Source organism: Bdellovibrio sp. SKB1291214 (genome assembly GCF_002209355.2).
In the GTDB taxonomy this organism is placed as follows: Bacteria; Bdellovibrionota; Bdellovibrionia; order Bdellovibrionales; family Bdellovibrionaceae; genus Bdellovibrio.
On the sequence record NZ_CP106855.1, the window covers coordinates 1,990,491 to 2,003,863 of the forward strand.

Below are 13,373 nucleotides of genomic sequence, written 5' to 3' on the forward strand. Positions count from 1 at the left end.
CTCAGAAGTACGAACTAAATAATTGTCTTTTAAAACATTCGTCCGCAGTCGTTCAGGTCTGAGGCGTCTTCTTTTATAATCACTTTTGTAGGAAAGGGGTGCTTTATGCGCTGGAAGATTTTACTAGTTTTGGGAGCGATTCTTTTTGGGGCGTGCACTCATAAAAATGTGGCAAGTTCTTTATCAGGAGATGACCTAATAATTCTTAAAGGAGCTCGTCTGATAGATGGTCTCGGAGCGCCAGCTCGAGACAACGTCAATATCATCCTTCGTCATGATCGCATCCTTGCAATTCAAGATGCAATGGAGCCGGTGCCTGAAAAGGCTAAAGTGCTAGAACTTCAGGGTAAAACCATCATACCTGCATTGATGTCCTCACATGTGCACTTGGGTATGACAAATGGAGTGGAGGCTGGCTCCCGCCAAGTCACCGAGGAAAACGACTTACGTCAGCTCTATAAATTCTCAAAATATGGCGTAGCGGGTGTTTTGTCGTTGGGAACAGATTTGGATTTTATTTATAAAATTCGCGAAAACAGTCAAAGAGTCGACAGTACTTTGCCCTTGGTTTTGACAGCGGGAAGGGGATTTGGCGTTCCCGGTGGAGCACCACCCGCGACCATGGGAATCGATCAAGTCTACCGCCCTAAAAACGCGGCAGAAGCAAAAAAGCAAGTGGCAGAGCTTGCATCTAAAAAACCCAACGTAATTAAAATCTGGGTGGACGACTTTGATCACTCCATGAAAAAGAAAATGGAGCCCGAAATTTATCGCGCGATTATTCAGGAAGCCCATGCACATAAGATTCCGGTCGCAGCCCACGTTTATTATTTAGCTGACGCTAAATTATTGGCCCAGGAGGGGGTCGATATATTTGCCCACAGTGTGCGTGATCAGGCCGTTGATATGGAGCTGATCTCATTAATGAAGCTTCATAATACAGCATATATTCCGACGCTGGCTTTAGATGATGCTTTTTTCGTCTATGCCGAAAAGCCCTCGTGGATGCGTGAAAGTTTCTTCCAAGGTGCTTTGGACCCAGGTGTGGAGCAATGGCTTCAAAAAAGTTACAAACCAAAGTCTTCGTCGCGCGATGATTTAAAGATGGCGCAACAAAATGCTATGGCCCTGTTTAAATCAGGAATTGTGATTGGTCTGGGAACAGATTCGGGAGCCAATCAAATGCGCATTCAAGGTTTTGCCGAACACAGAGAGCTGCAATTGCTTGTCGAGGCGGGCTTCACTCCCTTAGAAGCCATTCGTATCGGGACCGTTAATAACGCGAATATCATGGGCATTGCCAAAGACTATGCGGGGATTGCACCCAATATGAAAGCGAATCTTTTGGTGCTGGATGCAGACCCTTCGGAAGACATCACGAACACTCAAAAGATTCACTCGGTCATAATAAACGGAAAACTTATCGAAAGACGTTAAGGCAGAAGGTAATTGCTGCCGCATTGATAAAATCAATGAAGCAAGATCCCACCAAAGGCACGACTAAAAAAGCCTTTGGTGCTGGCCCGTACTTCTGATTCAGTGAATACATATTGGCCATCGCGTTGGCTGTTGTGCCCATCATAAACCCTGTGTATCCAGCCGCCATCACGGCGCCTTCGTAGTCTTTGCCACCTACCCAAAACACGGGTCCAATGGCTGTCACGACAACCAATAGCGTCTGTACAAACAGGAAAGCTAAGATTGGTAATGCAGCATTTTTTAGCTCTTCCAGTCTTAAGCTCATGATGGCCATCGCAATGAACAGGGTGAGTGCCACTGTGCCGATCTCTTCAATCCAGTCAAATTTGATTTTAAAAAGCGAAGTATTGTCTTCAATATTTCTAAAGATCGCAGCCACGATCATGGAACCAATATACATTGGCAAAGTAATTCCTAACGAATTAATCCAGCCGCTCAGCGCTGTCCCAAGACCCATTATTAAACACAACGCTAAAATATGTAAAAGAAGGTCACGTCCGATAAATGATTTCAACCAATTGGACTCATCCACATGCACGTGACCGCGATAGTTGTGATCTTTCAAAGTCTTTTTGTGAATTAAATAAGTCGCGAGGGGAGCACCAGCTAGGCCGCCCAATAAGATCCCACCCATGGCGGTTGTCAGACCGATGATGGATGCGTTCTCTACACCCACTGTTTCAAAGGAAGGTGCAAAAGCCAAAGCTGTTCCTGGTCCGCCAGTCAGAGCGACGGGACCTGTCAATACTCCCATCAAAGGATGTAAATCCATCAATTTCGCTAAACCAATCCCCGCAATAATTTGTACGATAAGCCCGGCAATGGCTAACAAAAGAAAATAGATAACTGCGCGTCCACCTTGCTTCAACAATTTATAAGAGGCAGCATAGCCCACCGAGGCAAAGAACGCGATCATCAACGTCGGTTCGAAAGCTTTATCAAACTCGAACACCATCAAGTCTTGAGCTTTTAAAAACGAGATCACCACGGCAACTAACAACCCACCCATTACTGGCGAAGGAAGGTTGTATTTATCAATGAAATGAAACTTGCTTTTAAGATAGCGTCCAAAATAAACAACAAGTGCGGCAATAGCGACGGTTTGAATAGATGTAAAACTCATATAGAAAGGCTAATCTCTGGATGAGACCCTGTCCAGCACCCTGATGCGCATCAGCTTGTTTATTGATAGAATTGATCATAAGGTTTTTTTCCATGAAAAGAGTTCGAAGCCTGTATATCTGTGCTCTGGTGTTTTCCTTGCTGCTGGTGGCGGTAGGGAACTTCCTATCTTTTCATTCAGATATAGCCCATTCCGATGGCTCTGAAATTTCCCATCAAGTGAATTCACCAGATAATCATGAAAGCGAACATCCCGACGCGGACCCTTGTGATTCTGGATATTGTCACTTAGGCCACTGTGCTAAGTTGGTCTTTACAGTTGCGTTCGTTCCCAATATTCAACTTGAAAATCAAAGCACCTACTTTCCCAAGATCCAAGCGATGACAGAGCTGGTATTGGATGGACCGTATCAGCCGCCCAAGCTTGTTTAAAGCTATCGACGTCTAACTAAAAAAATAAATCTATTTGAAAAGTAAGGGACTGTTATGTCTTTGCTACACCTATGCATGCTCGCTTGTTTCGCCCTGGCGGTGAGAGAAGCCCAAGCGGAAGTTCGTTGTGAAAAAGTTAATAATTATAAAGATGTGGTCGAGTGCGCAGAAAAGCACTCGCCCGAAGTACAAAAAGCGGAAAGCACATGGGCCGAAAAGTCGGCCCGAGTGGAATCCGCAACCCAGCTCACAAATCCAGATTTGTCATTACAATCTGTATCCGGATCATTGGATTCAGAGCGCAAGACAGAAACCGATGTGGCTCTAACATTCCCGATAGAACTGGGAGGAAAACGTTCTGCGCGAAAACAGCTGGCCAGTGTCGAGGCAGCACGTGCTCAGTCGGACATTTACCGTGCGAAATCAGAAGTTCGCAGGGAAGTTTATTTGAAGCTTTTACGTCTCAGACACATTCAACAAGAAATCGAATTAGTAGACGAATCCATCGAAACTTTTACGAAACTTGTGAAGCAGTACGAGGGACGCCCGGCCCGGTCTCCTGAACAGGATGTATCTCTTACGGTATTTAAGATTGCTAAGAGTGAGTATGGTTTTAAGCGCTCTGAATATGAACAGGAACTGGCTGCTGTGGAGATGTATTTCCAGGTGACGACCGGTCTGAATTTAGACTCTTTGAAAAAGGTATCCATGCCAGAGATAAAATCCTGGCCGGTCTCGGCTTCTCCAAATGGAGACTTAAAAAAATCACCGCTGGCAGCAGCCTATGAATTTGACGTTCAATCGGCGCGAGGTGCATGGGACGGGGAAAAAGCAGATTCTTGGCCGACAGTGAATATCGGTCCGTCCGCAAAATTCACGAATGAATCTGGAAGGGAGCTGCAACAATGGGGTTTTAACCTCAGCATGCCGATCCCCTTATTTAATGCCAACGGGGCGGGGCGGGCCGCGGCGCAAGCGTCTGTGCAATCTTCCGAAAGAAAACAAGAGTTGGCATTAAAGCAATTGGAAGCTGACCGAAAGTTATTCAGCAATCTTTATAACAAGGCCGTTCTATCTTTAAAGGACTCTCCCAGCAGCACTTCCCTTGAGGGAAAACACAAGAAAATTGAAAGCTTGTTTTTTAAAGGCTTAGTTCCCAGTTCTTTGGTAATCGAATCCCACCGTTCTTTGGTGGAGTTTGAAAAAACACGGAACAGCCACGAGCTTAAAGCTTTAAATTCGCTTTTTAATATTCAGATGATTGCTGGTGAAACCATCGGGGTAAGCTTATGAAGCTTTTTAAATTATTGATACTTTTGCTTGCTGTTATCTTTTCTATGCCCCCTATGAACTTAAAAGCGATGGCATCGCAGTCCCACCTTCACTCGGATCAGAAAGAAAACCACGGTGATCACGGTGATGAGGGCTTCAAACTGTCTGCGGAAGCGGTTAAAAATTTTGGGATAACAACTCTGCGTCTTGTGAAGTCTGGTCCGTGGACTGTTCCGACTTCGGCCGTATTGTATTCTGCCGAGGAAGTGAACTTGTATCGCCTCAGAAACGGTTTTTTTAAAAGAATAGATTTTACCACGGAAAAGCGAAGTCCCGCGGAGCTTCTCGTTCGTTCCAAGGATTTGAAAGATCATGACGAAGTCGTCGTTCAAGGGGTGGGCTTTCTAAGGACGGCCGAGCTTATGGCAACCGGTGGTGCTCCTGAAGGACACAGCCATTAAGGAATATTTATGATCAATAAGATAATTCATTTTTCTGTGTACAACCGTTCTATCGTGTTACTGTTTACTTTGATCCTTGGGTTCGCAGGAGTCCAAGCGTTTCAAAGTCTACCGATTGATGCGGTACCCGATATCACCAACAATCAAGTGCAAATTAATACGACCATCGATGGTCTTGCGCCCGAGGAAATTGAACGCTCGATTACTTTTCCCATCGAATCATCGATGCGCGGTCTTGCGGGTGTTTTAGAAGTTCGTTCGATCACACGCTTTGGCCTATCACAAGTGACAGTGGTGTTTAGGGATTCGGTCGAGATCTATCGCGCGCGCCAAATGGTTTCTGAACGTCTGCAGGGTGTTCTGCCAGACATTCCCAAAGGGGCAGAGGCAAAGCTGGGCCCTATATCGACTGGATTGGGAGAGATCTTCCAATACACTCTGGATTTTAAAAAAGCTGCAGCCAATTCTGATGAACGCTTAAAGCAGATGATGGAAATTAAATCCATCCAAGACTGGTTTGTAAAACCCCGTTTACTGACTGTCGAAGGAATTGCAGAAATCAATACCACGGGTGGATTTGAAAAACAGTTCCACGTACAACCTAATATTCAAAAGATGGCCTCTTATGGAATCCATTTCGAAGAAATTGTTCAGGCGTTGGAAAAGGTGAACCGAAATGTGGGTGGAGGATATATCGCCCAAACAGCTGAGCAGTTTTTGGTACAAGGTGTGGGCCTATTTAAGTCGGCCCGGGATATCGAACAAGTCTCTGTAAAGCAGCTTGATTCCTTTCGAGTGGTACGGATCGGCGACATCGCCAAAGTTAAACTTGGTAAAGAGCTAAGAACTGGAGCCGCCACGCATAACGGTCAGGAAACTTTGCTGGGAACAGCCATGATGTTGCTCGGGGAAAATAGTCGGACCGTGGCAACACGAGTTAAGGACAAGGTCGACGAAATTTCTAAGACATTGCCCGACGATATTGAAATGAAAGTGGTTTATAACCGCTCGGATTTGGTGAATGCGACCTTGGGAACTGTCGAGCATAATCTTTTGATGGGGGCCACACTGGTTATTATCGTGTTGTTCTTATTGATTGGAAATATCAGAGCGGCGGTTATCACGGCCATCACAATTCCATTATCGTTACTAGCCACATTTCTTGTTATGAAGCCATTGGGTATTTCAGGTAACTTGATGAGCCTAGGTGCCCTTGATTTTGGTATTATCGTGGATGGGACCGTGATCCTCATCGATAACTGTGTCCGTTATGTTCAAAATCAACGCAAACTATTAGGTCGTAAGCTGACCCAGCAGGAAATCCAAAAGGCGGTTTATGAGGCGGCGGTCGAAGTGCGTGTCGCAGCGGGCTTTGGGGAACTGATCGTGATTGTCGTATTCCTTCCGATCTTTGCCTTAACTGGGATCGAGGGAAAAATGTTTGCTCCCATGGCAGCGACTTTTGCAATCGCAGTGGCATCCGCACTGATTTTGTCATTCACGACGGCTCCGGCATTGGCTTCTCTAATTCTGCAGGGTGATGCTGCTGAAAAAGAGCCAAAATTCATGCAGTGGCTTCGCAATGCTTATCAACCTGTCTTCGAGTTTACTTTTAAGCATCGTAAAGCCACCATTGCATCGTCTGTGATGGCCGTGGTGTTTGGTGCGATATTGTTTATGACCCGAGGCGCGGAGTTTTTACCCCAACTCAGTGAAGGCTCTTTTGCCTTTCATATGATTCGTCCCGTGAATTTAAGTCTAGATCAGTCGATTGCTTTTCAACTTAAAGCAGACAATATCGTAAAAGCCTTTCCTGAGGTGAAGGATGTTTTTTCGCGTATCGGAACAAGCGAGGTTGCAACCGATCCCATGGGCGTTAATATCTCTGACACTTATATCATGTTGAAAGATCGCTCCGAATGGCCGAAATCAAATAAAGGTCAACGTCACACCTACGAATCCTTGGTAAATGCATTGGTCGAAAATCTTGAAAAAGAATTGCCAGGACAAAACTATCTGGCATCACAACCCATCCAAATGCGTTTTAATGAATTGTTAGAAGGAACCCGCGCTGATGTGTCGGTAAAAGTTTTTGGTCCTGATTTGCAAAAAAATATGAATATTGCAAAACAGATTCAAGGCATCGTTACTGAAATTTCTGGAGCAGGAGACGTCGAAGTCGATTTAGCAGGCACAAGCCCCGTATTAAAAATCGAACCTATCGAGAACCAAATCAGGCGATATGGAGCAAACACCTCTGATGTTTTAAATACGATTTCTATAGCGCTGGGTGGGCAAGAAAGTGGATATCTTTTCGAAAACGAAAGAAAATTTCCGATCGTCGTTCGCCTGGATGATAAAGATCGCTCTGACTTAAACACTGTCAGAAATTTGCCGGTTGGATTAGGCGGTAACACCACAACACCCCTTTCGAATTTAGCCACGGCGAAATTTTCCGAAACCTTTGGGTCCATCAGTCGCGAGGATTCGAATCGGCGATCTGCTGTTTTAATCAACCTGCGCGGTCGCGATACCGAAAGTTTTGTGAATGAAGCCCAAAAAACGGTCGAAGAAAAAATTAAGCTGCCTCAAGGTTATTACTTGCAGTGGGGGGGGAATTTTAAAAATCTTCAGGAAGCACGCAATAGATTATTGGTTCTAACACCGATTGCTTTGGTATTGGTGCTCTTAATGATCTATGCGGCCTTTAGAAGTGTGGGACAAACAGCCCTGATATTCTGCTGCATTCCGTTTGCTTTAGTCGGTGGCGTGATTGGTTTGATCGCAAACGGCCTGCCTTTCAGTATTTCAGCTGGCGTGGGTTTTATCGCGTTGTCAGGTATTGCAGTCCTAAATGGGGTGGTTTTGGTCAATTACTTTAATCATCTCAAACAACAGGGAAAAACGGGAAAAGACTTGGTTTTGACGGGGACTTTAATTCGCCTAAGACCCGTCTTAATGACGGCCTTGGTTGCAATATTTGGCTTTTTGCCAATGATGTTATCGACGGGGATCGGTGCTGAAGTTCAAAGACCTTTGGCTTCGGTCGTCATTGGAGGGATTGTCTCGTCAACAATTTTGACCCTGATTGTGTTGCCAAGTCTGTATTCAATCTTTGAGAACAAGTTCTCTGGCAGAGTCGCACACTAACACAAAAAAGGGAGCAGTCCGAAAAGCTGCTCCCTTTTTTAATTACCAAAGTTTTGATTCAATCGAAAGGTACGCGAAAACGCCAGTGACGTGCTCATCAGCGGAAGGGCCAGCCCCCAGTATCGCTGCAATACCCGGAACGATTTCAGTTTCTTTGCCAGCTTGAAAAGATGTTCTAAAGCCTGGAACCACATAGTAAGTTGAACCATTGAGCTTCATTCCAGCGTCATCAATTGTGTCCATGCTGTTGAAAACGAATTCACACAAGAAGTTTAATTTTTCATTGATATCGTATACGACACTTGTGCCAAAGTTGTAGCCGAACAGGTTCGCTGTATCGTCGTTACTATTTTTTGCGCTTGGAACATACGTGAAGCCTGCGTTCCAGTGATTCGTCCACTTTTCATTTACGATAATTGAAACAGAGTGGTTGAATTGAAAACCCGGAGTTCCCATGCCAAAACCTTTTTTATAATCTCCTGTTGGCGTGATCAATGAAAAGCGCGGAGCCATCGCGATATGGTCGTTGTTGATCAGTTGATAGCGATAATTCAAAAGAATATCACCTAAGCCCGTTTCGTCAGTGGCCCCGAATTTTGCAACCGGAATAACATACGAAAATTGGTGTGTTTCATTTCCCATTGGCAGTTCATTGGTGAAAGTATAGTTCCAGTCATCAGCGGGGCCAGTGTATTGAAAACCGTTGATAAACTGAACCACTCCAGCCTCTTGGTTATAGGCTTCTTCCATTAAAAAAGAGTTGTCCTTGATTTTTGCCTGGGACGTTGCCGAGATTAAAAGTACTGCAGTGGCTAAAAGTCTTTTTAGATTCACGAAAAATCTCCCTGTTTTTTGTAGTCCTAATAATTTTGGGGAGAACTATTTCACGAGTCAAGCTGCTGATTTGCACAAAAAAAGCCCGGTCGACGCCGGGCTTTTCATTTTAGACTTCAGATTTATCTTCACCAAAGATCTTATGGTATTTCGCCATAAACCAAACAGAGAAGCGATGGACGTATAAGTGAAGCGCCGGGATCACATAAAGCGTCAACAAAGTGGAGCTGATGGTACCACCGATGACGACGATACCAAGGCTGGTACGTGATTTAGAAGCCTCATTCAAACCGATTGCAACCGGAATCATACCTGCAATCAACGCCAAAGAAGTCATGATGATCGGACGAAGACGGGTGAAGCCCGCGTGCACTAAAGCATCAGTCGGAGTTTTACCTTCTTTTTGTTGTTCCATTGTGGAGTCGATCAACAAGATCGAGTTCTTCGTCGCTAGACCCATCAACATCACGCAACCGATCATCGAGAACAAGTCAAAGCTTGAACGCGTAATGAATAGGCTGAGGAATGCTCCGCAGGCAGCAAGTGGAATCACGGCCATGATCGTCACTGGAGTGATGAAAGAGCCGTAGAGACTGGCAAGAACCAAGTAAATGAACATCACACCCAGGCCCATAGACACCAAGATGTTTTGCATAAGTTCAGCGAAACGTTCCGCCTCACCGACGAAGCTGAATGTCACACCTGGAGGTGGTTTCAATTCACCTTTGGTCAAAGCCGTAATTTCTGCCATCGCACCACCGATACCTTTACCACCTGGAGTGATGTCGGCAGAAAGCTGGATGTAACGATTGCGGTTTTCGCGCAAGATTTGTGAAGGACCTTGAGATTCTTTGATTTCCGCCACGTTTGAAAGTGGAACCAGGCGGCCATTCAAGTTTGGAACTTTGAAATGAGTGTACTCTTTACGAAGATCACGTTGATCTGGCTGCAAACGCACACGCACATCATAACTCACACCATTTTCACGATAGATCGCCGGAGTAAGACCTTCGATCAAAGTACGAAGCTCATTACCAATGCTTGTCAAAGTCACACCGGACATTCTTGCGATGTCAGGCTTCATTTTAACTTGGAATTCAGGCTTACCCACACGGAAGGAAGTATCCGGCTGGGACAAGCTTGGATTTGCTTTTAATTTTTCCAATACTTTATTCGAGTATTCGATCAACGCGTTCATATCTTGGCCAACGATGTTCAAGTTGAACTGACGGCTGTTTTGTTGGCCAGGATTGTCTGTCACGATAATGTTATACTTCGTAAGCAAGTCCTTGTACTCCGTACGAAGAACATCCTTCATTTGCGTCGTGTTTTTCTTACGCTGCTTAGAAGGCACCAAGCGGATGTACAGATTTCCTTTATGCGCTTCTGAGTTCGATGAACCGATTTGAGTCAGAACGTCTTCGATTTCGGGATATTTTTTAAGGCGGCCTTCAAGCTCTGTCGCCACAGCATCTGTACCGTCTAAGCTCGCCCCTGGAGGCAGTTCAAACATCACAAAGAACTCACCATTGTCTTGAGGTGGTAAGAACGTGAATGGAACTTGGCCCGCAATAAAGATCGAGAAGATAAAGATACCAATTGAAGAAGCGATTGTTTTCAATGGGTGAGCCAGGGCCCACTTCAATGAAGACACATATTTTTCTTCCAAACGAGACTGGAAACGGTCAAAGGCTTTCAATGCTTTCTTGTTCCAGATACCGAATTTCGAAGTCGGCTCGGCGTGAGAATGCTCACCCGCCACATAGGCAGATAAAGCAGGGGCCACGAACAAACCGTCAAACAAAGATACGATCATCGCAAAACAGATCGTTAAACCAAACTGTTTAAAGAACTGACCAACGATACCTTCCAAGTTACCAATCGGACCAAATACGGCAAGGATCGTCAATGTAGTCGCAATTACGGCCAAGGTTACTTCTTCAGTACCCACAACAGCGGCTTTTTTAGGGGACATGCCGGCTTCCAATTTACGGAAAATATTTTCCCGCACAACGATGGCGTCATCCACCAAAAGACCCACAACCAAAGACATCGCAAGCAAGGACATGATGTTGATCGAGAATCCAAAGATCCCCATCACGATACACGCACCCAGCAGGGAGTTCGGCAGGGCAAAGCCCGTAATCAAAGTTGACTTCATGGAACCCAAGAAGAAGTAAACCACGATGATTGTTAAAATCACACCGAACAAGATGGATTCGTAAACGTCATAAACGTTATCACGGATTTTCTTAGAAGTATCTTGAGTGATCTTCATCGAAGCTTGAATCCCTTGATCTTTCAGCTGTTGATTGATCTTAGTGACTTTTGCACGAATATCATCAGCAACTTTCACGGAGTTCGCACCGGATTGGCGGTACACGGCAAAGTTCACAGATTTCTTGCCATTCAAACGAGTGCGAGTTGTCTCGTCTTGAAGGGTGTCCTTAATCTGACCTAACGTCGCGATAGAGACCGGGTGATACACATCCGCCAGGCGCAGAACTGTGTTGCCGATTTCATTGATGGATTGATACTGAGCAATTGTACGGAAGGAATATTGAGTTTTGCCTTCGTCGATTTTACCAGCAGGAACGTTACGACCACCAGAAATCAAAGCGCTGTTGATGCTTGTGGCAGAAACGTCTGCCGCATTCAATTTGTTGTAATCGAGGCTTACGTGGATTTCACGTTTGCGACCACCCAGGATTTCAACCTGACCCACTTGTTGAACTTGTTCGAACTGTGGAGAGATGACCTCTTTAGCCAAGTCGTAAAGTTTACCGTCCTCCATATCCGAAAGTAGAGTGATGTACATGATGGGAGCGTCTGAAGGGGAGACCTTACGAATAACGGGTTGATCGATATCATCAGGAAGCTCACGCAAAACGTTTTGAACTTTGGCGCGGACTTCTTGTTCTGCAAAGTTCAGGTTTGTTTTCAAGGAAAACTCAACCATCACCACAGAAACCGAGTCCATGTTTTGCGAAGAAACTTTTTGCACACCTGAGATGGTGGCAAGTTCATCTTCCAATACTTTGGAAACTTCTGTTTCAATTTCTTGAGGACCGGCACCACCGTAAGTTGTTTGTACAACAACCGTCGGGAAGGTGACGTCTGGAAACAAATCAATAGGGAGGGCCTTTAAGGACATCACACCCAAAGTCAGCATTAGAATAACAATTGATAAGATAAAGACAGGTTGGCGAACCGAAAGTTTAGCTGGTGACATAGTGGGCGGAAATTATCAGACCGCCCATAAAAGACAACAAAATCTAAATTTATATTACGAAGTACTTGGTGCTTACTTATTGAGATTCTTGAGCTTTTGCTTAGTATTGATCCGCAAACGCTCTAACAATCCATCTATTAGCGCTTTTGACAAAGGCCTTGGCGAACTTTATCCGGAGTGAAGTTATAGATCATAACGCCACCGTCTTTAAGTAATCCCGATTTTAATTGGTCTAAGTACAAGGGACGACCACCCATTTCATCGGCATAGCCAAGTTTAGCTGATTCAAATGTACCCTGAACACCTAAGCAGCCGGCAGTATAAGTGTAAGGATTCCATCCGTGAAGCAGAACACCACGGCCGGTAATGTCCTTATTGCCTGGTTCAAGTCCAAGTAATTCGATTCCGTCTTTGATATTCCCATTGCGAGGAGGGTCATATCGGCGAGTCACAATGGCTCCGTTTGGAGTTTTTTGAGAACCCCCTCCGGCCCCAAAACCACCCACTCCGCGGGAAACAGGGATGGGATTTTTATCCAAAACCTGAGCGACCTGACCTTGGGAGTTAAAGAAATACATTTTCCCCGTCATCCCACCATCTGCAAAGTCATTGAAAATGAAAGTATCGGCAGTCACTTTACCTGCCGCTTTATTTTTCTTGAAAGAGTCCAGCGCCATTTGCAGACCGCATTTGAAAGTTGGATTATTTTTCACGGATTCTGGAAGGTCCGTGCAGGCGTTTTGTTGTCCAGAGAGGGTGCGATTTGTATTCGTTACCAAAGCTGTCGACGCAGCCGCAGCAGAAGTTTTTGGATCTGAGATATCTGCGGGTTGAGTCACAAGGGATTTAGGTTTATCTCCCAACCCAAAAAGATTCAAAAACCAATCAAAGAAATTAAATTTACTCGATTGATAGACAGGCGTATCATATTGCAGAGTGCAAGTTCCCGCCGTTACGCAATTTTGATCTGCAGAATTTAAAGAAGATTTATTAAGAACTAGATCACCACTCGATGCCAATCCCTTGAGGGTCGTAGCGTCTGGTGACGAATCAGTATTCTTAATAGATTGAACTTCATACAAAGAGTCATTGGAAATTGTTTTAAAGCCGGACTCGGTTGTGGAGTCAGTCTGATTCGGATTAAAAAACGTACTCTTAGTTCCCACTGATTTGACAGAGATTTGGGAGCCTTTAGAAATAGCCCCCAAAGGTTGAACCGCACGGTAAGTGGTTTGCGCAAAAGCTTGTGCATTCAACAAAATAAGGAATGTGAAAATGATGGATTTCATAGGCTTTTCTTCCTTTATCTCTCAATCATCTTTCGGTTTATTCAGAGTGTTCCTTTAGAAACTAAGGTTTAAGCTGGACTTACGTATGAATCCAAAACAGGA

9 protein-coding genes are annotated in these 13,373 nt (G+C 44.9%); 5 read left to right on the top strand and 4 right to left on the bottom strand.

Annotated elements, in window-relative coordinates; translation table 11 throughout:
- Positions 1-105 precede the first annotated feature (105 nt).
- Positions 106-1,437: an amidohydrolase family protein gene (locus tag B9G69_RS09915; RefSeq protein ID WP_088613969.1), complete on the top strand. Its 1,332-nt coding sequence runs from the start codon at positions 106-108 to the stop codon at positions 1,435-1,437.
- On the opposite strand, the gene gltS is transcribed toward B9G69_RS09915, so the two are convergent.
- Positions 1,421-2,602 (bottom strand): sodium/glutamate symporter, encoded by a 1,182-nt coding sequence (gene gltS, locus B9G69_RS09920; protein ID WP_088613970.1) that lies wholly within the window; start codon positions 2,600-2,602, stop codon positions 1,421-1,423. The genes B9G69_RS09915 and gltS overlap by 17 nt on opposite strands.
- Before the next feature lie 218 nt (positions 2,603-2,820).
- Here gltS and B9G69_RS09925 point away from each other — a divergent pair, with 218 nt between their 5' ends.
- The 4 genes from B9G69_RS09925 to B9G69_RS09940 are packed head-to-tail and all read left to right on the top strand — an operon-like array spanning position 2,821 to position 7,916.
- Complete coding sequence (locus B9G69_RS09925; protein ID WP_265437716.1) at positions 2,821-3,033, top strand: hypothetical protein; 213 nt, start codon at positions 2,821-2,823, stop codon at positions 3,031-3,033.
- 54 nt (positions 3,034-3,087) lie between these two features.
- Complete coding sequence (locus B9G69_RS09930; protein ID WP_088613972.1) at positions 3,088-4,326, top strand: TolC family protein; 1,239 nt, start codon at positions 3,088-3,090, stop codon at positions 4,324-4,326.
- Positions 4,323-4,766 carry a hypothetical protein gene (locus B9G69_RS09935; protein ID WP_088613973.1) on the top strand — a complete coding sequence of 148 codons (444 nt, stop codon included), beginning with the start codon at positions 4,323-4,325 and terminating at the stop codon, positions 4,764-4,766. The genes B9G69_RS09930 and B9G69_RS09935 overlap by 4 nt, the downstream gene beginning before the upstream one ends.
- Before the next feature lie 9 nt (positions 4,767-4,775).
- Positions 4,776-7,916 carry an efflux RND transporter permease subunit gene (locus B9G69_RS09940; RefSeq protein WP_088613974.1) on the top strand — a complete coding sequence of 1,047 codons (3,141 nt, stop codon included), beginning with the start codon at positions 4,776-4,778 and terminating at the stop codon, positions 7,914-7,916.
- Between the two features lie 42 nt (positions 7,917-7,958).
- On the opposite strand, the gene B9G69_RS09945 is transcribed toward B9G69_RS09940, so the two are convergent.
- The 3 genes from B9G69_RS09945 to B9G69_RS09955 form a co-directional block, all read right to left on the bottom strand.
- Positions 7,959-8,750: a transporter gene (locus B9G69_RS09945; RefSeq protein WP_254916707.1), complete on the bottom strand. Its 792-nt coding sequence runs from the start codon at positions 8,748-8,750 to the stop codon at positions 7,959-7,961.
- Positions 8,751-8,859: 109 nt separating this feature from the next.
- On the bottom strand, positions 8,860-11,982 hold the full coding sequence (locus B9G69_RS09950) for an efflux RND transporter permease subunit (RefSeq protein ID WP_265437717.1): 3,123 nt from the start codon (positions 11,980-11,982) through the stop codon (positions 8,860-8,862).
- A 137-nt stretch (positions 11,983-12,119) separates the two neighbouring features.
- Positions 12,120-13,271, bottom strand: a complete 1,152-nt coding sequence (locus B9G69_RS09955; RefSeq protein WP_088615184.1) for a hypothetical protein — start codon at positions 13,269-13,271, stop codon at positions 12,120-12,122.
- Positions 13,272-13,373: the final 102 nt, after the last annotated feature.